22 protein-coding genes are annotated in these 26,640 nt (G+C 32.8%); 10 read left to right on the top strand and 12 right to left on the bottom strand.

The genetic code is table 11. From position 1 onward, the window contains the following. Positions 1-2,334, bottom strand: a complete 2,334-nt coding sequence (gene gspD, locus H6622_10075; GenBank protein MCB9061858.1) for a type II secretion system secretin GspD — start codon at positions 2,332-2,334, stop codon at positions 1-3. A 10-nt stretch (positions 2,335-2,344) separates the two neighbouring features. Then, a complete protein-coding gene (locus H6622_10070) occupies positions 2,345-3,643 on the bottom strand; it encodes a PDZ domain-containing protein (protein MCB9061857.1) in 1,299 nt (432 codons plus the stop codon). 234 nt (positions 3,644-3,877) lie between these two features. On the opposite strand from H6622_10070, the gene H6622_10065 reads away from it, so the two are divergent. Continuing rightward, a complete protein-coding gene (locus tag H6622_10065; protein ID MCB9061856.1) occupies positions 3,878-5,647 on the top strand; it encodes an acyl-CoA dehydrogenase family protein in 1,770 nt (589 codons plus the stop codon). After that, the gene (locus H6622_10060) at positions 5,622-7,391 is read left to right on the top strand and encodes a CRTAC1 family protein (GenBank protein ID MCB9061855.1); all 1,770 of its coding nucleotides are present in this window, start codon (positions 5,622-5,624) and stop codon (positions 7,389-7,391) included. Before H6622_10065 ends, H6622_10060 begins: the two co-directional genes overlap by 26 nt. An 83-nt stretch (positions 7,392-7,474) precedes the next feature. Here the strand turns inward: H6622_10060 and H6622_10055 are convergent, their stop codons facing one another. From H6622_10055 to H6622_10045, 3 genes are all read right to left on the bottom strand, one after another. Then, positions 7,475-8,605 (bottom strand): hypothetical protein, encoded by a 1,131-nt coding sequence (locus H6622_10055; GenBank protein MCB9061854.1) that lies wholly within the window; start codon positions 8,603-8,605, stop codon positions 7,475-7,477. A gap of 114 nt (positions 8,606-8,719) precedes the next feature. Further along, positions 8,720-9,970: a hypothetical protein gene (locus H6622_10050; GenBank protein MCB9061853.1), complete on the bottom strand. Its 1,251-nt coding sequence runs from the start codon at positions 9,968-9,970 to the stop codon at positions 8,720-8,722. 14 nt (positions 9,971-9,984) lie between these two features. Then, the gene (locus H6622_10045; GenBank protein MCB9061852.1) at positions 9,985-10,395 is read right to left on the bottom strand and encodes a hypothetical protein; all 411 of its coding nucleotides are present in this window, start codon (positions 10,393-10,395) and stop codon (positions 9,985-9,987) included. Positions 10,396-10,446: 51 nt separating this feature from the next. Between H6622_10045 and H6622_10040 the strand changes: the two genes are divergently transcribed. Further along, positions 10,447-12,180, top strand: a complete 1,734-nt coding sequence (locus tag H6622_10040) for a M61 family metallopeptidase (GenBank protein ID MCB9061851.1) — start codon at positions 10,447-10,449, stop codon at positions 12,178-12,180. Here the strand turns inward: H6622_10040 and H6622_10035 are convergent. After that, positions 12,167-12,751, bottom strand: coding sequence for a hypothetical protein (locus H6622_10035; protein MCB9061850.1), 585 nt, complete (start codon positions 12,749-12,751; stop codon positions 12,167-12,169). The two genes, H6622_10040 and H6622_10035, sit on opposite strands and share 14 nt — an antisense overlap. Before the next feature lie 298 nt (positions 12,752-13,049). Between H6622_10035 and H6622_10030 the strand changes: the two genes are divergently transcribed. Beyond that, positions 13,050-15,242 (top strand): glutamine synthetase III, encoded by a 2,193-nt coding sequence (locus tag H6622_10030; GenBank protein ID MCB9061849.1) that lies wholly within the window; start codon positions 13,050-13,052, stop codon positions 15,240-15,242. Between the two features lie 32 nt (positions 15,243-15,274). On the opposite strand, the gene H6622_10025 is transcribed toward H6622_10030, so the two are convergent. Next, entirely contained in the window at positions 15,275-17,497 is a 2,223-nt protein-coding gene (locus tag H6622_10025; protein ID MCB9061848.1) for an ABC transporter substrate-binding protein, read from the bottom strand. A 149-nt stretch (positions 17,498-17,646) separates the two neighbouring features. On the opposite strand from H6622_10025, the gene H6622_10020 reads away from it, so the two are divergent. Continuing rightward, positions 17,647-18,222 (top strand): hypothetical protein, encoded by a 576-nt coding sequence (locus H6622_10020; protein MCB9061847.1) that lies wholly within the window; start codon positions 17,647-17,649, stop codon positions 18,220-18,222. Here H6622_10020 and H6622_10015 read toward each other — a convergent pair. The 3 genes from H6622_10015 to H6622_10005 are packed head-to-tail and all read right to left on the bottom strand — an operon-like array spanning position 18,191 to position 20,576. Continuing rightward, entirely contained in the window at positions 18,191-18,901 is a 711-nt protein-coding gene (locus H6622_10015) for a hypothetical protein (protein MCB9061846.1), read from the bottom strand. The genes H6622_10020 and H6622_10015 overlap by 32 nt on opposite strands. Positions 18,902-18,922: 21 nt before the next feature. Beyond that, positions 18,923-19,804: an EamA family transporter gene (locus tag H6622_10010; GenBank protein MCB9061845.1), complete on the bottom strand. Its 882-nt coding sequence runs from the start codon at positions 19,802-19,804 to the stop codon at positions 18,923-18,925. Next, complete coding sequence (locus H6622_10005; GenBank protein ID MCB9061844.1) at positions 19,797-20,576, bottom strand: hypothetical protein; 780 nt, start codon at positions 20,574-20,576, stop codon at positions 19,797-19,799. The genes H6622_10010 and H6622_10005 overlap by 8 nt, the downstream gene beginning before the upstream one ends. Before the next feature lie 174 nt (positions 20,577-20,750). Here H6622_10005 and H6622_10000 point away from each other — a divergent pair, with 174 nt between their 5' ends. Further along, entirely contained in the window at positions 20,751-21,605 is an 855-nt protein-coding gene (locus H6622_10000; protein MCB9061843.1) for a transglycosylase domain-containing protein, read from the top strand. Further along, a complete protein-coding gene (locus H6622_09995) occupies positions 21,598-23,319 on the top strand; it encodes a hypothetical protein (protein ID MCB9061842.1) in 1,722 nt (573 codons plus the stop codon). The genes H6622_10000 and H6622_09995 overlap by 8 nt, the downstream gene beginning before the upstream one ends. Here the strand turns inward: H6622_09995 and H6622_09990 are convergent. Beyond that, the gene (locus tag H6622_09990) at positions 23,316-23,696 is read right to left on the bottom strand and encodes a hypothetical protein (GenBank protein MCB9061841.1); all 381 of its coding nucleotides are present in this window, start codon (positions 23,694-23,696) and stop codon (positions 23,316-23,318) included. The two genes, H6622_09995 and H6622_09990, sit on opposite strands and share 4 nt — an antisense overlap. Then, the gene (locus tag H6622_09985; GenBank protein ID MCB9061840.1) at positions 23,693-24,196 is read right to left on the bottom strand and encodes a hypothetical protein; all 504 of its coding nucleotides are present in this window, start codon (positions 24,194-24,196) and stop codon (positions 23,693-23,695) included. The genes H6622_09990 and H6622_09985 overlap by 4 nt, the downstream gene beginning before the upstream one ends. 153 nt (positions 24,197-24,349) lie before the next feature. Between H6622_09985 and H6622_09980 the strand changes: the two genes are divergently transcribed. The 3 genes from H6622_09980 to H6622_09970 all read left to right on the top strand — a co-directional run bounded on the left by H6622_09980 (position 24,350) and on the right by H6622_09970 (position 26,600). Further along, on the top strand, positions 24,350-24,970 hold the full coding sequence (locus H6622_09980) for a hypothetical protein (protein MCB9061839.1): 621 nt from the start codon (positions 24,350-24,352) through the stop codon (positions 24,968-24,970). Continuing rightward, positions 24,971-26,032, top strand: a complete 1,062-nt coding sequence (locus tag H6622_09975) for a CpaF family protein (protein ID MCB9061838.1) — start codon at positions 24,971-24,973, stop codon at positions 26,030-26,032. A gap of 334 nt (positions 26,033-26,366) precedes the next feature. Beyond that, entirely contained in the window at positions 26,367-26,600 is a 234-nt protein-coding gene (locus H6622_09970; GenBank protein MCB9061837.1) for a hypothetical protein, read from the top strand. The last annotated feature ends 40 nt before the right edge of the window (positions 26,601-26,640 follow it).

Genomic DNA, 26,640 nt, shown 5'->3' with positions numbered 1-26,640 from the left:
CTATTTACTCCGTTTAGGGGCTGCCTTTTTCTCTGGTACATCTTGTACTATTTCTTTTTTATTTTCTACCTCAACTGAAGTAGGATCAATCGATTCATCTTGATAATCTTGGACATCATCTTTGTCATAAAGTGGTCCCTCACTTTGTTTTTGAACTTTTTCATATATTCCTTTAATTGTTGTTCCAAAAGGATCATTCTCACCATGAACTTGTTCTAGATGTCCTGCTCTTCTAAGGAGGACATCTTTCACATTCTCGGACATATTTTTTTGGTAGTTTGAAAGTATAGTAGGGGTGAGGAAAAAGATCATATTTACCTTTTCAACATCTTTTTTCTTATTTTTAAATAACCAACCAAGAATTGGGATATCTCCAAGCAGCGGAACCTTTGCAACTGTTTCATTTATTCTATCTCGCATTAGTCCACCCATCGCAATTGTATCTTTATCTCTAACGTTTACTGTGGTTACAGTTTTTCTTGTTTTAATTGCAACCCCACTATTTTGAAGTGACTGCGGTAGCTCAACGTTAGAAAAGTCTCGAATATCTTGGTCGATTTTCATTTTGATATATCTCGAGGCCTTATTGATTTGAGGTGTAATTTTCAATGTTAATTTTACATCTTGAGTATCTGTTGAAACTTGTGTTTGGTTATTAGCAATTGTCGTTTTCGGAATTGGAATTTCATCCCCAACAGAAAACGTAGCTTCCTCATTATCAATGGCCATGATTTGTGGAGTGGCCAATACGTTTGTATTTGAGTTTGAAGCAATCGCTTTAATCAGTCCGTTTACAGAATTAACGCTTACATCCGTATTCCCAAGCTTTAAAGTTCGTGTTTTGCCAGCACCTAATCCCACGAAGAACTGTCCTAAAGAAAGTGAACTTTGCGTAAGTAATCCTATGATATCCCCCTGACTATCTCCAACTCCCCAGAATTTAGCTCCTGATCCATAGGCACCAAGTAGACTCACTCCAAATGAGTTTGTGTTTCTAACAGTGGTTTCCATAATAATGGCCTCGACATATACCTGATCTCTTGGAACATCGAGTTTGTGGATAACTGATTTAATGGTTAAATAATCAGTTGGCGCAGCAGTAATAACTAATGCATTGTTTTTCTCATCAGCAGTGATTTTAACCTGATTGTTAAAAAGAGCAGTTTCATCTTCATCAGCAGATCTTTTAGCAAATCGTGATGTTGTTTTTTTCTTCACTTGCCCAGTGACAAGCTTATTCAGAGTTTCTGCCAACGTTTTAGCATCACCATGATTTAAATAATATACATGTATTTGACCTGAAGTAGAGGATGCTTGTTTTGTATCAAGTTTTTGGATAAGTTCTCTTAATCTTTTAGCTCCATCTGCGTTGGCCATTGCAATAATGGAGTTCGTACGAGGTTCAGCAATAATTTTTGAAATATCTTCTGATTCAGATGATGATCTTTTTGATCGAGTTCTTCTACTACGCGATGAATTTCCACTTTGAAGAATTTTATCTAGAAGAGTGGCGATTTCTTGGGCCGAAGAATGTTTTACCTTGATAATTTGCAATGTTTCTTCGTAACCAGGAACGTCAACAAAGCGGATCAGTCTCATAAGTCTATTAATATTATGTCCTGTATCTTGAATGATGATTGTATTTGTTTGTTTAATTTCCAAAACTCGACCTTGTCTAGACATAAAGGGTCTAAAGGCCCTTGTCACTTGTGTCGCATCAACGTTTTTTAGAGGAATAACTCTCATGACGTAATTGTCAGTATTGGGAACGTAGGGCCCTGTATACATTTTAGTTGTAGTGTATCTAACATCTCTGTCAGAAATAATTTTATAAAAGGCACCTGTTTTAACAATAGAATAGTTTTTCATGTTAAGAGCAGTTAGGTAGGCCTTCCAAGCATCTCCAACTGTAATGGGAGCAGGGGCCATGATGGAAACTTTTCCTTTCAAATCTGTATCGAGGATAAGGTTAAGTCCTGTCAGTTTTTGCATATCTTTTGTTAAATCCATGAGAGAGACGTCAGTGTATTCAAATTTTTCAATCATCTCAGGGCCAAAAGCTGTCTCTGGATTGAGGTTAACTAGGCGATTATCTTTTTTTGCCTTAGGAAGTTTGATATCTCCTAATCCTGAATCATGTCCGAAGGGATCATCGTTTGTAACTGAATCTTCGGCTTCAGATTCAACTTCTACTTCAGCTTTTGAATGAGAAGAATTATTAGCTAGTTTTGTCTTCGAGCGAAACTGTTTAAATTGTGCTAGCGCCGGTAACTGACAGAATAGGGCCAGAGCTAAAACTACCTGCAACTTGAAAATGGTTTGTTTGTTTACCATGGTTATTTCCTTATTCAAAAACATACTCTAATTGACTTGAGTTTCCGTCTCTTTCAATTGTAAGTTGTAACTGTTGTAAATCAGCAAATTGTCCGAAGAGCGTCATAATTTCGTTCATATTTTTAATGGGTCTACCATCAATATGAGTAATCTTGTCATCATCTTGAATATTTAATTGTGCGAACACTCCATCAGGAACGACATCAACAATTTTAAATTCCATGGTTCCATCAGCTTTAGGTATTGGAATTGCTCTGGCCTGGGTTAGAATTTCTTGCATATTAGAAAAGGCAGTTCTTTTCAGAGAGCTAGGTATAATAAGCTTGTTCCCTTCGCTTCGAATTCCTTGTTTCTTTAGATTATTAAGAATTTTATTTCCTTCGCTTTTACTAATTATGTCGCCAATTTCACCCGCTGAACGACTTTTTTTGAACATATCTTTTTGAGAGCTGCTAATATACTCACACTTTCCAGTTTGTAAATTGTTGAAAATGATTTTTTCTGGAGTGATTAATCCAACTTTTGCCATATTTTGTATCTTGTCACCTTGACGAATTCTTAACAATTCTTTTCCACTTTTAACTGAAACAGCTGCAATAGATTTTACTGAGTCTTGTAAGACAATTGCAGATTCAAATTTGATTTGAAGTGATGTTTTCTCATTCGATTGATGACAAATTTTATTTTCATCAATCACAACTTTAGGTTTATCTGTTTTTGGTCGGATAACTTCAACTTTGGCCTTAAATGGATTTGTGTTGCTTACTTGTTGGATTTGTTTTTGATCAAGACCTGAAGCACTATTCATCGATACCATTGAGTTAATTGGAGCTTCAGGAGTATAGTGGATAAATGCACCTATAATATTTCCCAAAGTAATAGAGGAGAAGATGATAATTGAGCCCTTAAATATTTTATGAAATTTTGGTCTATTTTCAGTTGCAAATATCTCATCAATATAACCTTCCCACTTTATTTTTTTTATTTTTTGAATGAAGGAGTTTGAGTTTAATTTACTAAGATCAATGCTTTTAAACTGACTAGTGGATATTTTTTTATTTTTTAAATTCTTTAGTTGATTTAAAAGACGAGTCATAAAACTTGTCTTAATTGAAGGTGGAACACCAGGGATTTCAAAGTCTTCCAAAAGCTCAGTTTCGTCTTCTGAGCTATGATGAATGATGTGAGTCTCATCATCATCAATAGTGAAGACATCTGAACTGTCAGCATCGATTTCACTTTGAAGGTCATCAAACTCGTTTTTCTTCGTAGATTTTCTTTTAAAGAGTTTGCTTAAAAATTTTTTCATGCCAGGGCCAGATCCTTTTTTTAGGGTATCCTAAACTAGCTTTTTCAATGTTTTTGCAAAAACTTGCAAGAGTTTTGTAAACTTTCTCGCAATATGCCTATTATAGTTTAAGTATACATTAATGGGACGGCGCAAACAAAAGAGGAATAGTCTTCTTACCTCTATTTTTTGTTAACTTGAACAATTTGTTGTATTAAAATGATCGAATATATTTTTTATAAAAAAGGATGGAGTATGTCACAACAGGAAGGTAAACAATTAAACTCGGTAGTCGGTAGTTTCTTTTATGGTGAGATAGAAGAAGCAGCAACATTTCCTTTTCCGTCTTTTACACAGGATCAAAAGGAGATGGCCAAGGAAATGGTGAGTGCGATTGCAAAGTTTTCTGAGGATCAGATCGATAGTGAAAAGATGGATCATGAGTCGCAGATTCCTGTTGAGATCATTCAAGGTCTAGCAGAGCTTGGGCTTTGTGGGTTGGCCGTTCCGGAACAATATAATGGAATGGAATTAGATTATTCCCTCTACTCGAGAGTCTTTGCAGAAGTCGCTAGAGCAGATGCTTCTGTTGCCACAACTCTAGGAGCTCATCAGTCAATTGGATATCGGGCCCTGTTAAATGAAGGAAATGAAGAGCAAAAAGCGAAGTGGTTACCTCTTCTTGCTACGGGAGAAAAAATTGCAGCTTTTTGCTTAACGGAACCAAGTTCAGGCTCAGATGCCTACTCAATTAAAACCAAAGCTGTGGATAATGGAGATGGAACCTTCACCATAACTGGCCAGAAGCTTTGGATCACAAATGGTGGAATGGCAGATTTTTATTCTGTATTTTGTAAGACAGACCACGAAATAGAGGGAAAGAGTGTCGAAAAAATTTCTTGTTTTATCGTCGAAAAAGAAATGGAAGGTGTTTCTTTTGGTGAAAAAGAAGTCAAAATGGGAATTAAGGCCTCTGAAACCAGAGCTGTTTATTTTGATAAAGTAAAAGTTCCTGCTGGAAATATGATCGGAGGCCCTGGTAAGGGATTTAAAATCGCTATGAACGTTTTAAATAGCGGCAGGCTATCATTAGGAGCAGGTTGTGTTTCAGGTATGCAAGAAATTCTAAAACTGGCCACTGGCCAAGCTGAAGAAAGAAAACAATTTGGAAAATCTATTAATCAGTTTGGTCTTATCCAAGACAAACTGGCACAGATGGCCTTTAAAACTTATGCAACTGAATGTGTCGTCTATATGACTACTGGAAACATGTGTAAGGGTCTCAATGATTATTATCTGGAAACAGCGGTTTGCAAAATTTATGGTTCTGAAAATTTATGGGACGTTGTAGACATGGGAATGCAAATCGCCGCTGGAATTGGTTATATGTGTGAATATCCCTACGAGCGAATGATGAGGGATGCAAGAATACAGCTCATTTTCGAAGGGACAAATGAAATTCTAAGATGCTTTTTAGCTCTTTCTGGAGTGAGAGGACCATCTGAGAGACTAAAAGAGCTTGGTAAAATTTCTGATGTTTCAAACGCTCTAAAAGATCCTATCAAATCTTTAGGTGTTCTAACTGATTTTGCAAAGGGTAGACTTTCTAAAATGTTTGCTAATAAAGTTCTCTCTCAATACCACCCAGATTTGGAAGAGTATGCTGATCAGTTTTCATCGATGCTCAGTGGCTTTGCTATTCAAGTGGAAAACACACTTATCAAATATGGTAAGAAAATTATAGATCATGAACTCCCTCAAGGAAGGATGGCCAATATGGCCATCGAACTCTATGTGATGATTTCAGTGATCTCTCGGACCACTACAATTCTTAACAGTGATAGTATTGAGAAAGAGAGAAAAGACTATGTGCTTAATCTCGCTAAACTGGCCCTAGATGATTCAAAGAAAAAATTTATTGGAGAGCTTAAAGGCATGACAAATAATAAAGATAAAACCATAATTAAAGTTACTGAACAGCTGACTAAAAATGGTGGCTATGGACTGGATATTATCGATTATTAGTTTAGTTACAAGGAGAGGAAATATTTTTTTCCTCTTCTTTCTCTTGTCGTGTTCTTCAAAGTTAGTTGTTGAAAATGTTGATCAAAATAGTCAAAAAGAAGAAACTAAAAATACACAAAAAATAAATTTCGAACCAGGGCCAACTTCTAAAAAGGACATATTCTTTGAAGATGTTACTGAAAAGATGGGGTTAGCAAATATTACTGGTCACAGATTTAATATTATAGATTTCAATGGCGATGGATATAATGACATCGTACTTATTAGTTCACATTATTCAATTCCAGAATTTTATGAGTACTGGCCATTATTAAAAAAATTTAAAAAATCAAATCTTTCTAGATTACCCACAAACGAAAGAGCAAATTCATTACTCTTTTTTGACTACAATAATGACAATATTCTAGATTTGTTGCTCATTACTCTAAATCAGAAAAATGTATGGGAAGATCTCCCTTTGAGGTTATTCAAAGGTATATTAAAGGGCAAACAACTTTTTTTTGAAAAAAGTGATGTTGCGTTTCCTAAACTCGATGTACCTGTGGCCAGTGTTGCCGTTGTTGACTATGACTTAGATGGAGACTTGGATCTCTACTTGGCCAATTGGTATAATTATAAAAGACAATTTCCCATTCCTGTTCCTGATAAATTTCTTGTCAATGAAAATGGCAAATTTGTAGACAAACCGGCCTTGCTTGTTGGAGAGCCACAAAAACTTGAGTTCGAAAACTATCTCGATATAACGCCCTCTTTTGGTGTAAGTACTTGCGATTTTAATAATGATGGCCATGCAGATATTCTCGTTTCATCAAGCAGTGGACATGCAAATAAATTATGGATGAATACAACAGGAGATGCTCTTGAAAGACATTTTCTCAATGTCGCGAGTGAGTCCAAAATAGATCAAGATCAAAATGGAATATTTGACACTCGAGGCGGGGGGAATACTTTCTATATGAATTGTTATGATTATAATAATGATGGTATTTTTGATATTTCTGTTGGAGAAGTTTCTCATTCATATGAGAGTGAATCAAGGGATCGTTCCTCTATTCTAACTGGAATTGAAAGTTCCAATGTACCTAAGTTTCTTAGAAGTGAGTACTTTGATGACAAAGGTAAGTTGAATTGGACTCAGTCTGACAAACGATCTGTCTGGACTGATTTAAATGCAGATTCAAAGGGAGATTTAATTGTTGATAATACTAGTTTCCCTCCAGATACAAGACTAGTTACGTTTATACAAGAAACTTCAAGCTCCTTTGAAGATAAATCAGAAGAATTTGGGATAAATATCGTCAACCCAAGTGGTACAGTTGTATTTGATTTTAATGGTGATGGGATGCTTGATATTCTTACAGGACAAACTAATATTCGCGATGACTCCATAAAGGAGAGGATATACCTTTTTGAAAATAAATTGCCCAAAAACTTTAAACAGGTCTTCAGTATCGAGCTTACTTCTCCTCGAATTGGAGCAAAAATTATCTTTCAAACCACGAAGGGAAAAAGAACTCGCTGGATACAACCTCATGCCGGAAACTTTGTCTCTCAGTCGCAAATGCAAGAAATATTCTACTTACATGATGATGAAAAACTAATACATATTGAAGTAGCTTGGCCTATTTTGAAGAATGGAAAAAAATCTCAACTTGTTAATAAATATGTCCCGAAAAAAAATAAGAAAAAAATCAGAAATTTAAAACTTTTTCCTTCAGGAAAGCTAGTCGAAATAAAAAAATAATATTGATAATTTCAACTCTGCGGATCGATTATTCTTTTCGTCAAGTCTCTTGTCTCTAAAAGAAATATAAATCGCTAGGTCGTTTATTCCTGTGAATACACCAGTCTAGAACACATGAGTGATAGAGGTTTAAGGTTAATATTTAGTTTGTATTCTTTAAATAATGAAGAAATTTCCTGAACCAATTCCTCTTTGACTATTTTGAAATTATTCTTTTGAACCAGGAAAATTTCTGGATGAGAAAGAAGTGAGAGAATCATTGCTCTGTATTGCATTGCAAATTTTTTATCACTGTGATCGGTCTTTTCACTACGTTGAATTTTTTTAAGTCCCTCAATGACCTCTGAAATGTCAGAAAATTCAATTATCCGTGATGAAAGAAGATCTAATGAATCTATAAAATTATGCCTAAGCTTTTTAGAAGTTTTGAGTGCATTCGATGCGACCAGGGGGGTAAATACTTCAATTAATAATTTAGTATATGGATTTTTTTCTAAGGAGATTAGATTTTCATCCTCTGTGATTGAGAATTTGTAGGAAAGGCCAACCAAAATTCTTGTAATATCAACTTCAGAAAGTTTTTGTTCAGTTTTAAGTTTCATCAACTCAAGGACGTAATCATCCAAAATTTCAGGAATAGAACCATACTCTTTATCAGTCTCTTGTAAAATGAACTTTCTATTTAAAGTAGAAATATTTGAATAGAATAATAAAGAAGTTAAATACGAAACTTTGCCGGATAACCTTGAGATTTTCTCGAATGGTGAAAAAAGAAGATTTGATTTATATAAATCCATAAAATAAAACTGATCAATTTCTAATTTTACGGGAATAGATTTTTGTTTTCTATATATTTTTCCTTCCTGGATGATTTTTTCAGAAATAATATTTGCTAGAGTAAGATCAACTTGCGTTTTATTTATTACTTCAAATTTTACTCGAATCGATGGAGGAAGTTCTGAGTTCCTAGATTTTAAGTAAGTCAAAATGGGATCAGCATTTGATTCTAAATGTGTATTTATATATTTTAAGGCATTTGATTCATTAATTTTTAAAGGGTGCATTTTTTGAAAAATTGACACAAACTCTTTATACATTCTTCTGGAACTTTTTATTTCACACAGCGCTATTTTGGGATCCATTTGTCCAAAAGATGAGGATATCAAAAATAGATAAATTGCTAGAATTTTGAATAATCTACTCACGTCTTCCATGTCCGTTACTATAATACAAAGTAGTCATTAGAACCTAAAAAATGTAAAAAGGAAGGCCCCCACTGAAAAATGACGAATTTATTTACATTCTCTTTTTAACTATTTGAAATCACTTCAAATCTTAGAACATCCGATTTGAAGCATGAGCTTTTGAGTAAAGACCTTAGAAGAGCAAAATAAATGATAAAGTGGAGAATTCCTCTCTAGTCCATAGATGATTTCTTCACTCATATGATCTTCCAAATCTGTTTTGCTCAATTGAATGAGAAAAACTAAATACCTAGATGCTGAATCTAAATAATAGGCCAAACTTTTATTTTTTGTATTTAGGTACCCCTGTCTTACAGCTAAAAGGTTGTATAAGGGACTTAGTAAACCCATTGTTTCATTTTTGCCCATATCTCTTAATGCGGTTGATTTCATATAGATTATTGTGTCAAAAGCTTGTGGTCCCAATATTTCAATGAAATTTGGCAAACTTGAAATACTTTTTGTAATGATTTCATTACGTTCACTTTCCTTTAAAATTTTTAAATAATTGTACATCTGAAAAGTATTGTTGAATTCTCCAACCTTAGGGTCAATTCCAATAAAGTTTAAAAACTCACTCAGTTTTCTTTTCTTATTCCAAATTATAAGTTGCTCTGAAACATATTTCCATCGAATCCGTTCCAATTTTCTATTTTCCATAGATAAAAGGGAAGGGTCTCTTTTTATTTCATTAATATAAATACTGGCCAGACGCTTTTGATATTCTACATATTCAGGATAAAGTAAATCCTGGATCATATGATTGATTTGATGAAAAGGAATGCTTTGTAATCCGACCGTTTCGACAACTTTTTTGATAGGTTTTGTGTCTTCTCCAATCCAATGAGGAGCTGTTAAATACGAGTTACCTTCACTTATTAATTTTAATGATTCCAAAAGGGGAGGACTATTATTTTTAAAATTTTTACTAAAAAATTCATCATCACTTTCAAAGACAGTGCGATAATATTTTTTTCTTTGTTCGATAGAGATTTTATTTTTTGCCTGTATTTGTATATGATTAATGAGCAATTCTGAATATTGAGGCAATTCCTCTGGTGTAAAATATCTCTCTCTAAAGTCTTCAAAATTTATTCCAAGTGCCCTGTACAATGAGAGTCGCTCTTGTGAAAAAAGACCACCTTTTAAACTATATAAAAACTCACTTTTGTTAAGATTAAAATGATGGGCCAAATGAACATTAAGGGGAATTTTTATTCCCTTCTTCGCTTGAAGACGATGAGATTTAAGCAATAATTTTTTGCATTTATTAAAATCGTTACTATAAGCATTCTGAAAAATTAATGCAGTAACAATGAAGAGTAAAAAATTCATTTGATATCCATTTATTAAATTGTTTTCATTGGTGGTAATTTAGACTGATCTTTTAACCAGAACTTTCCGTGAAACTCAGGGCCTTTTTCATTGGTTATAATGAAACCCTCTTCATCGTTAGGAGGGTCTTGGTAGAATTCAATTTTTGCACCTTGAAGATAATAAGCACAAAAAGGTGAAAAATGAATATTTATATTCACTTTTTCTCCAAGTTCTGATGTAGGATTGACTATAAAATCATCTTCCATCTCAAAGTGTGGGCCTATAAAATATTCAAATCCTTCACAACCTTTACCACTAATCTCTATCCTGAGTATCTTACTTTGCAATTGCAGATCATTTTCAATAAGAAGATTTAACTCGCTTAAAGCTTCATCGGAGATGACAATTTGTGGTGTTTTAATTTTTGATCTATCTATATTCATAGTTTAGTATACCTTTTGGGATTATTTTTTTTATCAATATCAAGGACAATCATGAAACTCAACTTGAAATACGATCTCATTATAGATTCACCGTGGACTCACCGTGTAAAGGTCAAAATTCATGGACAAAAACCTGAAAATATTAATAATTTAACTTTTTTTATGCCTTCATGGTCACCTGGATCTTATCTTATGAGGGAGTATTCCCGCCATGTTGCAAGACCTATTTTCACAAGCGATAACGGAGAATTTCTCTATTTTGAACAAGTCGAAAAAGGTAAATGGTTACTTGATTTTGAACGGTCTCTTTTAAACAAAAAATGTGAGAATTTTACATTTGAATACGAAGTTTACTGCAATGAACTGAGTGTGAGAACATCTCATGTCAACATTGAACATGCTTTTATTCAGGGGCCAAGCGTCTTTATGGGAGTTGAAAATGCTTATATTGAATCTCCAAAAATTGAGATACACTTTCCTGAAATCTGGTCGAAAATATCCACAGGCCTTAAGGACGTTTCAGATCAAAGGGATAGATTTATCTATGAGGCCAAAGATTATGATCAACTTATAGATAGTCCGATTGAAATTGGCTGCCAAGAAACCGATGGATTTAGATTTCTTGATAAAGATTTTGAATTGGCCTATTGGGGACAGATTCTCAAACACAATAGAGATATCAAAAGTGATATTAATACGATCGTGAAAACTGTCTCTCATATGTTTAATAACGAATTACCTTTTGAAAAATATACCTTCATATGCCATTTTGTCCCGGATAATGCAGGAGGTTTAGAACATCAAAATTCCACGAGTTTAATCTTCGACTCATTGAGTTTTGATGATGATAGTCGTTACCAACGTTGGCTATCGCTTGTGGCCCATGAATATTTTCATACTTGGAATGTAAAATGTATCAGACCAAAAGAGTTGGGCCCATTTAACTATACCAATGAGAATTATACATCAATGCTTTGGTTGGTCGAAGGACTCACAAGTTTTATAGATGATTTATGTGTATTGAGAAGTGGGCTGTGTGATCTTGAATCATACTTAGCTGAATTGAAAAATACTTTGAATCGCTATTTTTCTATTCCTGGTAGATATTTAGAATCCCTTGAAGGAAGTTCCTTTAACGCATGGATAAAACTTTATCGAAATGATGAAAATACCAACAATTCTACTATCAGTTACTATCTTAAAGGCTCGATTGTTTTTTTTATCGCTAATATTTTTCTTCATCGCTTTAAAAGAGATATTAGAGACCTAACCTTGGCACTATGGGAGGATTATAAAAAGCATCCAGAAAGGGGAATCCTCAAAGTGGAGTTTTTTGAAATTTTTGAATCCCTAACAAGCAAAAATGAAAGAGATGAATTTGAGATGATGGTTTCAACAACTCAGGATATAGATATTGAGAGCTACTTATCAGAAATTGATCTTGAAGTAGAATATATTCAAGATGATCATTCATGGTTAGGTATAACTACAGAGACCAAAGGAAATAATATTCATGTAAGTTCTGTTGTTTTAGATGGGCCTGCATATAAATCAGGTTTAAATGCAGGAGATGAAATCATTGCCATTGATTCTATGAGGGTAACTGATCAGAATTTCAAAAAAATATCGAAGCAATTACAAGTAGATAAATCATATCAAATTAGTGTTTCACGAATCGGATGTATGAAGGTGTTGGATGTAACAATTGGAAGATCTCCAAGAAAAATCAACTCCATTAGGCCAAGAGAAAATGCAAAGGCCCTTAAGGTTCTCATGGCCCAATAGTTTTTATGAAAGACTTGGCGACAACGATTTTATGTTGGCCTATAACTTCTTCACTAAGAGTAAAATGTCCTAGGACTTGATCTACAAGACCGAATTGAAAGTTATTGACCCAAATTTTAGAAAGAGTAATCTCTCCCTCAAAACTGTCAAAGTGGGGAGAGATGGCCTTAAAGCATGCTTCCTTGGCCACCCAAAGCTGTAAATGATTTAGGGATAGATCATCTTTTTTATGTGAATAAAACTTTAAAGCACCTTCTTTTACTTTGCGAGTTTTTAACTCTATATCTATACCAACAGATTGATACTCGTTTCTTGAAGCGCAAAGCGCTGCCCCTATATTTTGAGTATGAGATAAAGAAACAACGATATTTGGGTACTGTTTTAGATAGTGATGGTTTATGATTTCTAATTTATCAAAATGATGCTCTATTTTTTTATTTAAATGGTCTTCAATACTAAATAAAAGAGCTTTTCGAGATGCGTAAAATTGAAGCGATCGATTTAAAGAGGAATATACAGGATGGCAATAGTCGGGTAAATCATGCATTTGTACAAAAAAACTTGAATTCATAGCACAAACTTATTGCCTAATTGTAAGCTTTTTGCAATAAATAAAGGGCATTTTTATAGAGGTATAACTATGTTTCCTGGTGATATGCAGGCCATTATGGCAAAAATATTGTTTTTCATTTTTGCATTTATTATGCTCTGCTTTTCACGTGCTCATTCAGCTCAAGCACAATATTCTACAGTACAAGTTCAGCAGCAACAGGTTCAAACTGTGCAACAGCTCCAGTAGGAGCTAGTTAAAACACAACCACATATTTTTTATACAGTCTATTCATTACAAGTTTTAAAGGGAGAAACTTATGAAGGCCACAAATCCAAGAAATGTAGCTAAGGTAATAGCAAATGGTAGAAAGCCAAAAAGAATTGAAAGACCAGTTGATGGTGAAGGCCATTACTTGCCTGTAAGCTCTTATTTTGGTGAAAATTTGTTTGATTTCAGGACAGCACCATCTATTCCTGAATCAGTAAGAAAAGAAATTTTATCTGTTTCTAAATCAGGTAATAAAAAAATTTCACGCGAACATGCAGAAATTGTTGCCTCGGCCGTTACTGATTGGGCCGTTTCAAGAGGGGCAACCCACTTCTGCCATTGGTTTCAACCATTGACAGGATCAACTGCTGAAAAACATGATGCCTTCCTCTCTTTTGCTCCTGATGGAAGACCAATTGAAAAACTAAGTGCCTCACAACTTTTACAAGGTGAACCTGATGCAAGTTCATTTCCAAATGGAGGCTCTCGTACAACATTTGAGGCCAGAGGATATACATCATGGGATATTACTTCTCCCATATTTCTTAAAAAATCCCTTAATGCTGTAACTCTGTGTATACCGACAGCTTTTGTGTCTTATTATGGTGATGCACTTGATATTAAAACTCCTCTTTTAAGGAGTATTACAAAGTTGGATAAAGCTGCCACTGAGTATATGAATTTAACGGGGCATGATACAAAATTTGTAGACGTAACTTGTGGATGTGAACAGGAATATTTTCTCATTGATAAGGCCTTCTTCGCTTCTCGATCTGATCTTGTCATGACCGGACGAACATTATTTGGACAACTTACTTCTAAAAACCAACAACTCTCAGATCATTATTTTGGTGCCATTCCTGAGAGAGTACTTGCATTTATGTGTGAATTAGAATTAGAAATGCACAGACTTGGAATTCCGGCCAAAACAAGACATAACGAAGTTGCTCCCGGACAATTTGAAATTGCTCCAATATTCACAGATGCAAACCGAGCTGCTGATCAGAATATGATCACAATGGCCCTCATTAAAGAGACGGCTGAAAAACATAATTTTCATGCTCTACTTCATGAGAAACCATTTGCAGGAATTAATGGTTCAGGTAAACATATAAACTGGTCAATGGGAACAGATGATGGACTTAATTTACTGGAACCTTCAAAGGAACCACATCAAAATCCTCGTTTCTTAACCACTGTTTCAATTATCATTGAGGCCGTAAAAAGGCATGCCAAAGCAATTAGAATGTCTATTGCTTCACAAGGAAATGATCATAGACTTGGCGCAAATGAAGCACCTCCGAGCATCATTTCAGTCTTTTTAGGTGAAACTCTAGATAAAATCTATCGTTCTATCTTAGAAGGTGCTACCTATGTACACAACACTCAAAATACTCTAGATCTTGGTGCTACACAACTTGCTCATCTCCTTAAAGATAATACTGATAGAAATAGAACTTCTCCCTTTGCTTTCACTGGTAACAAATTTGAAGTGAGGGCCTGTGGATCTTCAGCTGCTACAGGATTTCCAATGTCCGTGTTAAATGCAGCTGTCGCAGAAGTCTTTGAAGAATCAAATGAGATAATTAAATCGGAAATTTCTGCAGGTAAAAGCATCGATGAGGCCCTTACATCAGTTACTAAAAAGTGGCTTAAAAATTCATACGATGTAGTATTTAATGGAGATGGATATTCAAAAGATTGGCTAGTCGAGGCAGAAAAAAGAGGTTTACCAAATTTAAGAACCACTCCTGATGCCTTAAAAATTCTCTCAGACATAAATGAAACAAAATTTCTGACAGAAAGTGGAATCTTCAACCAAACAGAACTCACAACTCGTCACAATGTTTTGGTTGAAAACTACAATATGCTTAGATGTATTGAGTTTGAAACACTTCTAAATCTCATAAGACAACATATTGTGCCTTCAACCATTCATTATAAAACTGAATTAGCTACGGCCATAAAGGGACATAAAGAAGTTGGAATAGATAGCGCTATTGAGTTTGAGATGATTAAGAAATTGAATTTTACCTTGAATTCACTCATGACTTGTGTAAATAGTATGGAAAATGGTTTGAAGGGGCTAACTGAAAATGAAGAAGAAAATTCTTTTAAAATTGCAAATGAACTCATGCCTGTGAGTGAAGAGTTAGCTAAATTTTGTAATCAACTTGAAGAAATTTTACCAAACCATCTTTGGAATCTGCCAAAATACTACGATATGCTCTTTATTAGATAAATCTTATGGCCTCTCATTTGAGAGGCCTTTTTTTATGCTGCGCTTTTTTCTTTTGTATATGTAAAGTATCTTTGCAACGCTTTTTTTAATTCTTCTTTAGTTAATGGCTTCGTTAAACTTGCATTCATTTGCAAATCTTTACATTCTTCATCAAAACCATTTTTCCAATTGGCCGATAACCCAATAATGTATGTATGAGCGATCTTTTTATCTTGGTGAGTACGAATTTTTTTAGTAGTCGCAGGCCCATCAAGAACAGGCATGAACTTATCCATCAAAATAATATCAAACTCATTTTTTTCCAGATTTTCAATGGCCTCTAAACCATTATTTACAATTTTTGGACTTATAGAGAGATTCTCTAGATATTGACGTATGACTTTGCAATTAATTGGATTATCTTCAACAACTAAAACTTTTAACATTTTTAAGTCATCTAATGAAAGTTCAATATTCACATCATCTTGCAAATTATTTTGCGAACTAGAGATACTCACTGGAATACTAAAACTAAAACAAGCTCCACCTTCTTCATTATTTTTTACTTCCATTTGACCATTCATTAGTTCGATTATTTGTTTTGAAATGGCCAGACCTAAACCTGTTCCACCATAATTATTAATGATGGAATTATCTTCTTGTACATATGGTTTAAAAAGTGTTTTGATTTTAGATTCATCTATCCCTTTCCCTGAATCCTTGATTTCAAAATAAAGACGATCTCCTTCTTCAGAAAATTCATGCTTAAAATTAATAATTACTTTACCAATTGTAGTGAATTTGATTGCATTACTAATCAAATTATTAAGAACTTGGGTTAATCTAGTGTAATCAATGTTTACCCAAAATTCTTCATTGAGATCACTAATTAATTCGAACTTTAGATTTTTATTGTCGGCCAGAATTTTTTGATTCAAATAAATATTTTGAATTAAATTTCTAAGCTCTATTCGATTTATACTGAGCTCAATCTTATTTTTTTGAAGCTTTGAAAAATCTAAAATGTCATTCACAATATCAAGTAAAATGTTTGAAGAGAAATCAATCAGTTCTAAATGATCTTTTTGAATTTCATCAAGGTAAGTATCTTTTAAAAAACTAACTCCTCCAATAATTGCATTCAGTGGAGTTCTTAGTTCATGAGTAAGATTAGCAAAAAACAAATCTTTGCTTTTTTGTAATTCAACAATTTCAGTAGTTTTTGCAGCAACCTCTTCTTGAAGCTTTTTATTAAAAAGCATCACTAAGAGAAATAGAATCAATAGAATAAAGGCCAATATTCCTATGATTTTAAATCGATTTAAAAAAGAGGCATTTTTATTAATCAAATACTGATCAAACAGAATATTTTGAACATTTTTGTGTTTCAATTTATATTTATGAACATATATATTTGAAATTTTCTCAAGTCTTCCTGGATGAGTATATCCAATAGGGGTAATATCCTGTCTTATAACTTTTGCTGTTTCTTTTGCTTCAAAAAGTAATTGCTCTATATCCAAGTTTTGATCATATTTCTCTTTTATTAACTTACATATCTCCTCAGGGTTACTAAGCGCGTAATACCATCCTTTTATTGAAGCTCTTCTAAAGGCCTCTGCTCTTTGAGGATGTTGTTCAATTTCTCTAGTTGTTGTAAACAATGTGTCTCCATACAAATCAATTCCGTAATTTGACGGACTAATCATATAAATTGGGAAATTTATTTTATTAAAATAAAAAGGCTGTGCAGTTGTATAAATACTAATTGCATCTACAGTTTTATTGATTAAATCTTCATTTTTATAAGAATGAGATACATGATAGAAGTCATTATCATGCAGACCAACAGAATCAAACATTGCATGTAATACAGCGTCGTCAACATCTTTTTGATACATTATTCTCTTTCCTTTGAGCTCCAAAGGCCCAAAGATTTTATCTTCATATCTTGTCGCTAGAACGAGTGGTGAATGCTGAAATATGGAACTTAATATAATGACTGGCCTGTCTTTCAGATAATCAAGAACAATACTCGAATCACTTATTCCATATTTACCCGTACCTTCAAGAGTTTTTTCTACAGTTGTCCATTCCATATTTTTCTCATGAAATGTAACATCTAATCCTTCGCTTTTAAAAAAACCTTTTTCAAGTGCGGCGTAATATCCCGCAAATTGAAAGGAATGCTTCCATTTTAAATAAAGATCGACTTTTTCTATCGAAAAAATTTCTTTCACAGAAAAAAGAAAAACTAAAAACAATATTGGTCTCATCATTTGTCTTTTCGACAGTTTATGAAATTTTTTTAATCTAAAAAGTGATCAAATTTTTTACACTTTGGCACAATTTGCCACAGCTCTTTTTTTAAAAACAAAAGATGAATTAAAAAGTATTGGGGCCGAAAGGGAGCATAGAGGTAAACATGAGTTTTATATACAAATCATTTCTTTTTATTAGTTTTATTCGACATTTGAAAACCCCTGGATTGAAAATTCTACTGGGCGGAAAAACTCCAAATCTTTTGTTATTTCAAGAATTAGCTAGAATAGGTGGGGTGAGAGCTCTCAAAATGTCTAGACTTGGGCCTGTTTATAAAGGACAAAGAATTCAGAATTTTGAAAAAAGTGATTATACATTGATGAGAAAATCTCTTACACTGTTTGGCCCAAAAGAAAGCTATATGATCATAGGTGAGGGACAGGACTTCCACTGCCAATCAGATATTTACATAGGTCAAAAAAGATATGCTGCAAATATCAATCAATTGCGTTCCATTGTCCTTGATTTACAAGATCAAGCTGAGTCATTAGGTAAGCAAATAAAAAGAATTATAGTAAAACACGTACATCCTTCTTTAGAAATTATCGGAAAAACAGGCGTTGTCTTACATCCACTAACAAATGCAGATATAGATTTGAAAGAAAGGCTTGAACTGATTGTAGGAAAACCTGTTGAAGTTCAGGCCCTTACTCCTTCTTTAATAAAGTATTCACGCTAGAATCAAAAATATAACGAATTGATTCAAGATCAGTACTCATTTCACTTGAAAGAAGCATACTAAATGTGTCAAGAATGACAATTGCATTTTGTCCTGCATCTTTTCTCTCTACTTTACGAATTCTCTCAATAATTCCACGGTTAACCGTATTTATTTCTTGATATCGCTTACTCAGCTGGTCTAAGTTAATCGAGTCTATTTCTCCATTAATATATTTCTCAAGAAAATAAAATCCAAGGATTCTTACAATGGTTTCTTCCTCATTTGAAAAAGGAAGATGAAACATGGCCATTGGTGAGAGAAACTCTAAATGTGGACATCCGGAAGATGCCATTAATAATCCAAAAATTGACTGCAAACCAACTTGAACATCTGTTTTTGCTGTATATGCCCGTTGTGGAGTGTCACAAACAATAAAACATTTATCGTGTGAGATTTTATTTTTGAACTTTCTTTCAACGAGAAAAAGATTCTTCGCAATTGGACATTCAGGAGTTTGGGTTTTATTTAATGGACAGTTGCTACATTTGCAAAAATCAAGTTCAGTATATTGTTTTAAATCTTCTGGAGTATCTGAGAGATTAACAATTTTACGTTTTATTTTATCAATTTCAAAAACATGGTTAATTTGAGAATTGTCCGGGAAGACAAAACTGTATTTAATCGTAGTAATACTCATAAAAAATATCCTAGAAATGAGTTAACTTCTTAATTCTAAGTTATTTTCAGATAAATTTGTATACTTTTTGAAAGTTAAGAAAATAACTGACAAAGAGAAGACGAGTAAAAAAATGGAGATGGCCGACAAATTTATTTCTTCTTTTAAGAGTAGAATAGAAAATATGAGGGCCGAGGGAATTTTTAAGTTATTGGCAATTGCTAAAAACGTGTGACTTACTTTTACTGCACCCTTATTCCAGAAATAAAAACCAAGTCCAGTTGGAACAATACCAAGATATATCAAATAAATAACTTGAGTACTGCTCAAATCCATATTGAGTAATATTTTAGATTTCATCAATAAAAAGGGAAGAGTTGCTATTGCAGAAATAAAATAAATGACACTATAAACCTGATGCTGTTTTACACCTTTTGGAATTTTTTTAGACAATTTGTATTTGTAATAAGTTTGACCAAAAGCAAAGCAAATATTTGACAACTGTATTAGTATAATTCCCTTTAACTTGCCAGGCACTCTAATATCTATAAGAATTGAGGAACTGAGGATGTTTAGAGCAACAATCATCAAAAGAAATACAGAGAATTTTTTCTCAAAGAATTCTCCTAGGACATAGACAAATAGTGGTGTGAAGATTGTCATGAGTGCCAATTGGGATACTTGCAAATATTGGAAAGAGTTAATATAAAAAATATACATCAATCCATATTGTATAACTCCAATAAAAATGATTTCTCTTGATAAATATTTGAAGAATTTTATTTTAAAAAATGGTAAAAAAACTAAACTTCCAATGAACAGTCTAACAAAAGCAAGAAAAAAAGGATCAAGACCTGTTAATTTCCCTTTAATGATGACAAAAGAAAAACCCCAAATTATTGAAACCAAAAAAAGTTCAAACATTTTTAATCCCCTTGAAATACTCAAATAGATTTGGAAAATTTAAACAAGGGCCTGGATTTTGAGATAAAATTTTCTTTGATGGATTAGGATGATTTTCAGAAGTTTTTAACTTAGGAAGATGATAAAATCTTCTAAGACCATTGTAAAATTCATCTTTAGTCATGTTATCCTCTGATACTAAATTTTTAATCGATTTAGAGCTTGCATAGTTTTTTATTAAATATTCGATATATATAATGATATCTTGGGTATGAATTAAATTTATCAAGAAATTTGAATTTGTGATTTCAGAAGTATTTTTAAAAAAATGTATTGGATTTCTTAATTCATCAACTATTCCTGAGGGCCTGATTATTTTTAAATATTGAAAATGATTTTTTAATTTTCCTTCACATATCAAAAGCTCCTGACCATTTTTTGATGTTGGATAAGGAATAGTTGCTTCATTGCATAGTCCCTGCTTGTCCCCATAAACTGAGGTCGAGGAAAAAAAGATCAATTTTTGTGTGGCCGGAAAATACTTTATAAGTGAATCAATAATGGCCCTGTAACTTTTAGTTGAAGGAGGTATGAGAAAAATTAAAACTCCATCACTTAATATTTTTTTTAAATGAATAATATCTTTTGGCAATCGACAACTCTCTATTGGGTAAGATCCGTTGTCTTTTAGTATCTCTGTTTTGGTAGCAAATATTTTATATCCGGCCCCATGGAGATGTTGTCCCAGCAACGATCCGACATGTCCATGTCCAATAATTCCTATGTTATACATAATTTGTTTACCTCTTTTCAGGACGGCCAAGACTATCTAAATAGACTGAACTTGGCATCCAATTTGAGCAATTATTGGTAAGAATCTAAAAAAAATGTAAAATGTATGAGTGGTGTTTACGTTGAAATCAAATTTGTATAGTATTACGTGTCAAAAATAAGGAGTGACTAGATAATGTTTCGGGCCATTTTGGTGATTTCACTATTCATTGGTTGTCTTCCAATTTATTTAGAAATTGATAATGTGTTCAGTTTAAGCAAATTAGATAAAGGCTTTATCACCTATACTCTAGACAAAGATGCTCAGGCCAAATATCACTTTACTAAAACTCAACCCAAGAGTTGGGTTTCACTCAATGAAATTTCTCCAAACGCCTATTATGCAATTCAGATTAATGAAGACTGGAACTTTTTTGAGCATCATGGAGTAGATCTAACTCAAGTTGGTTCTGCATTATACGACTACTTTCAAGGTGCAAAATTGCGTGGAGCAAGTACAATTTCTCAACAATTTATTAAAAACTATCTCCTTACTTCAAAAAGAAATATTTTACGAAAAATAAGAGAATTTTATCTCACACTTATTATGGAACAAAATCTCTCTAAAGAAAGAATATTGGAACTATACTTGAATACAATTGAATATGGGCCAGGATTATATGGGATTTTAAATGCGTCAAAATTTTATTTCAAAAAATTACCAAAAGATCTTTTACCTGAAGAAGGTGCCTTTTTAGCTCTGATTCTTCCAAATCCTGCAGTGTTTAGTAGATCATTCTATGAAAAAAAAATAAGTCAAGGTGCCAAAAAAGAAATTCAAAATGTACTCCACAAGATGGCCATCATGAAGTATATCACAAAACAAGAGAAATTTCTTGCAAGCACTAGACAACTGTCATTTGAAGATCAAGAGGATGCAGATCATATTACTGAATCTCTCTCTTCTCCTGTTCGCGGTACAACAAAAGCTCAAGAAATTGAATTTTATAATAATGATGATGACTACATTGTGGAAACTATAGATGACTAAGAAGAAAGATTTAATTGTTGGCCAGCTCGATATTATTGAACGTGTTTTTACAGAGGCCAAGTCTTATGAATCCCTTGATGACCTTGAGAAAATTGTTGAAAAGGGAATGACTTTTTCAAATCTTCCAGTTCAACCTCTTTATATGACTATTAAATCAAATACTCCTGAAATTGTGAGCAAAGTGTTAAGTAAACTTTCCAGTGACCAAAGAAAGGTCTTTTTAGATTTGGATTTATGGAAAAAAGATGAAGTTGATGTAAATTCTTTTCAGTATTGGCTTCAAACTTATTCCCTTGTCGATGATGAAGATGTGCGTTCTGAATTTGTTAAAAGTGAAGAATTTTTTCTCTTTCTTAAATCTCGTTTCAATATTTGGACTTTTGATACTGAGGACCCCCAATATCCAGACCATGACTATTATTTTCTAACAGATGACACTCAGCTTCTATTTGAATATGATGAAGAGTTTGACTTTGTTGATGAAGTAAAAATGTTCCTGCGCCAACTCTATTCGGACTTGGGAGTTGAAAATGCTTATGCTCTGATATTTAAGTATGTGAATGAACCATATCTATCATTGCAAGAAGAAGCTTACGTACATAAAAAAGAATTTTTAAGAGATTATGGGCTTGTTGATTATTTTGATTCCTTAGAAGTTGAGGCCACCTACCAAAATGAATCACTGATTAAGCATTTTATTACTAAAAAAGAAAATGCCAAGATCAACCTAAATAGACTTTCACTTGGACAATCTCTTCCTCGCTCGACAATTATTCCTTACCAACAAGAACTTGGAAGTGTTCGAGCAGAACTTGCAAAAATTCAAGATGAAAATCGACTAGACTATTTGCATTTCAATTTTATTAGATTAGTCAACTCAACTCTATCATCAAACGATGCTCTTAAAGATGGTGCCGTTGCAGCAAACAGAATCGGTAAAATAACATGTAGTTTTTTAACTCTTGGGCTTGATTATATCCTTTCAAACCATAGCGATAAAGATTTTTTAGTCTTTAATAAATTTGATTTCACCGAAGTCTATAAAATTGGAAAATCACTAATTCAACTTGTACTTAAAGATATTAAAAAAGAATTAAATAAGACAAAATTTGAAACTAAATTTGAGTCTTTTTTAGGAAAAAACTGGTGTGAATATTTAGATTTTTCTTTTGATAAACCTCCTAAACTCTCTCTCGGAGATGAGTCAAAAGAACAAACAAAAGCGATTGATCATCTGGTTATTTACCATAAGTGGGTTTCTAAAAAAGATACATTTTGCCAAATGCTTCCATTTATACAAAAATTTTTTGAAACATATGAAGAACTCATCAATTCAGGAAGAATACAAGACGAATATTACCTCAATTACAACCTACAAGACATTGATTTTGAAGCACTCATTTTAAGTTCATTTGCAAACTACACATTGGGTACTTCAGTTGTAAATAATGAACCCAAACTGGCCGTCACAATTGAAGAATTTAAAAAGTTTGCAAGCATTTTCGTAGATATTGAGGGAAGAGTGAAAAAGAATGAAGTACTTCTCGAAAAAATATCTTCTTTTGTGGCCTCTTATGGACTTGAAAATATTTCAGGGATTGAAAAATATATCCGCATGATTTTGATTGAACATCTTGAAGGTTATGACTTTAATAATCTCTCTCTTGAAGACTATGCACATGTCGGAGGGCCAATTATTTTAAATACCCATTAGTTAAAACTAGAATCAAAAAGGTGGGAGAGCCTTCGAATAAAACTTCCATCTTTTTCGAGCAATTTTTCAATCAGTTCAAATTTTGAGATGTCTTTTTTATCATTCTGTTCTTGAATGAGAAATTTTAAGTTAGAATTTTCATTAAGATTATGTATTTTATTTGAGAAAAAACAATCCAGAGCAACTAATCTTTCAAGTTCGTTTTCTAGGAAATTAAAATATTCAAAGTCCCTTATTTCTTGATTTTTTCCTTTATTTTTTAATTCTCGCATTCTTCTTTTCTTGTATTCAACATCAGAAGATACTAAGTCTAAAACTGATTCAAATCCCCTTAGATTTTTTCGGATTCCCGTAATGTCTCGTCCATTTTTTTTCATATGTTCAACTTTTGTTGTTCTTTGATTTTAAGTAAAATATTGTGATAGAAATATTCTTCTTTTGATGTATCAGACAATTTTGTTTGCTCTCTTTGAATTTCTTTCAATTGTTCTATTTTTTCGTAAAAATTAATATTTATTAGACGTCGTTGCAAAATCTGAATTTTATTTTGTAACATACTTTCCCTAGGTGTTAATCTTTTTGCTGTCTGAAGAAAATGAGTTGGAAGATCATTTTCAGACGCCACTATCGGAAATGTTTCATGATTTTCAATGAGTTTTGTTATTATATAAAAAGGATAGGGGAACTTAGGGTGTAGATTAAGATATTTAAATACTGTCGCCAAATTGTTAATCAACTCCATAAGTTGTTCAAGATTAATAGATGAAGCATCAACATAGCATGGCCTTTGTGAAACATTCACAGAAGAAAGATTTTCTTCTATAGCAATAATATCTAAGGATTCAAATTTTACCTTTAAATAGTGGAAAGTATTCATCCTTATTAACCTCATGAGTTTAAAAAGTACCATATTAACGTCTTGATAACCACAAGAAGCAAGATATAATAATGGTAGCTTTAGTTTAATCAGGAGAAGATTATTCAATATCCGAGCATTATACTCCCAAAAGAACTATCTTACTTATTAGGATTGAATATTAACAATCTCCCCAATATTAATAATTTTATTACAGAATATCTTTATTACAACCCGGGATTTAGTGGACTATTCTTACGGGTTACAAAAGATATTGACAGTCATCCTAATATTGAAAAAATTATTAAATCAATTGGTTTTAGTGGGCTTAGGGAAAGAATGATGGCCTGTTATCTTACTTATGCCAGTAATAATAAATATCCCGACCATACAAATTTATCAATTGTTCGAGGAATAGAAAAAAATCTTGAAAAATTTCAGAATTTCTCAGTAGATGGCCACCATCGTGATTATCTACTTCTTTTTTATTTTGAAATGGCCAGGTATAAAAGTGAAAAAAACCATATATACAGTGGAATATTACCAGAAGTGATAGATATTTTAAAATTAATGAAAGTGAGAACTCCCTACATTGATTGGATATATATAATAATTGATCATTTCGTAGAATATTATGGATTTAATAAATTAAAAGATAAAATTAATGACGGGATAAAATTTAATGAATTGTGGGGAGATCTTACAGATCGAAATAGAGATGAAATTATTCGAAATCTCCTCTCATATGGTTTTTCTATATCTGATACTGACTTTTTTTGTTCTTTGGAGATTTAAATGGAAATCGATGTTAAAAATCCTATATGGGAACTTCTCAATAATTTGGCGGATAAGAAGGGAATTACGGAAATAATTATAAATGGCCCACGTTATATTTTCGTGGAAAGAAACGGTAAGTTCACAAGGTTAGAAACAAGTATTAATTCAAAAGCAATTGATGAGTTTTCACAGTCCGTGGCCCATCTAAATCAAAAAGTTTTAAATGCAGATTATCCCTTGTTAGATGGTTTTCTACCAGATGGTAGTCGAATAAATATTGTTCTAGGATCCCTTACAAGAGGAATAACGGCCATCACGATAAGAAAACATATTAGTGTGTTAAGAAGTTTTGATGATAATCCTCAAGTATTTGAACTAGGGCCAAAATGGGTAACATTTATCAAGTCACTAATTAGCTCAAAAATGAATATTATGATATCTGGAGGGACAAGTTCGGGAAAGACTACCTTTCTAAACTTGATTCTGAGAGAAGTATCTCAACATGAACGAATTGTTTGTATTGAAGATACTTTTGAATTAACTCTCAACTACCCCAACTGCGTAAAAATGGAAACCAAAGGTGCCAATATTAATTCCTCTCAGAGTGTTTCAATGAGAGATTTAGTTAAAAACTCATTAAGGATGAGACCTGATCGTATTGTAATAGGGGAAACACGAGGGCCAGAACTGTTTGATCTTTTTCAAGCAATGAATACTGGACATGAAGGATGTTTAAGTACCATCCATGCAAATTCAACTGCAGATTGTTTCACACGAATTGAAACTCTTTTAATGATGGCCGGTCTCAACATTCCAATCGTGGCCATTAGAAGACAAATCGCATCGGCACTTGATTTTATCATTCATTTAAAAAGTGAAAAAGGAACAGGACGAGTTCTTGCAGAAATTAGAGAAATAACTGGTGTTCAAGGAGATGTCATTACTTCACAGTTGATTTGTGAAAGAGGTGATGAGAAATTATTTCACACGGGTGTGATCCCTCAAAGAATGCCAAAAATATGTGAGAATTCGGATCTAGAATTAGATTTTTTTAACACCCCCTTGAGAGAGGTTTCTTGAAAGAGAAATTTTCCATATTTATATCATACCTTACTTCCTACTAAATATTTGAGCAGTATTATCTAACGTATTGAAAATATAGCATTTTTTTATCATGGGCAGATGTCTTCTTTCAAGACACTATTGGTAAAATATACAATTCAAATTTCGTGAAAAGAATTTAAGAATATGATTAGCTTAAGGATTTTATTATGCGAAAATATTTATGTATTTTATTAACTCTCTTGAAGATTATATTGAATTTCTTATAAAGAAAAAATGGCCTATTTAAAAAGAAATAACCTCTTTAAATCGTGGAATGCATCTCATAGATCAAATGCTATCAAATTCAGGTATGAACTTAAAAGTTTCAGAAGTTGTTACAGATATGGCAAAAAAATTACTTTTATATGAAAGTAAGAAATTATTTCGAGAGCTTGAGATCCCCAAAAGAGGAATGATTAAGTTAACTCCTTTTTCTTCAAAAGAGGTAATTAATATTGCACAGAGGGAACTTATAAGGTCATGTCAAAAATATTTTAGAAAATCAAAGGATTTGAATTTAACTCCAGTTAGTTTATTAAAGTAAGAGGATTATTTTCAGTAAAATAAATTCAATCAGATACATT

This window comes from Halobacteriovoraceae bacterium, assembly GCA_020635115.1.
Taxonomy (GTDB): Bacteria; Bdellovibrionota; Bacteriovoracia; order Bacteriovoracales; family Bacteriovoracaceae; genus JACKAK01.
The sequence above is the reverse complement of the archived record's forward strand: the minus strand, read 5'-3'. Positions and strand labels throughout refer to the sequence as shown.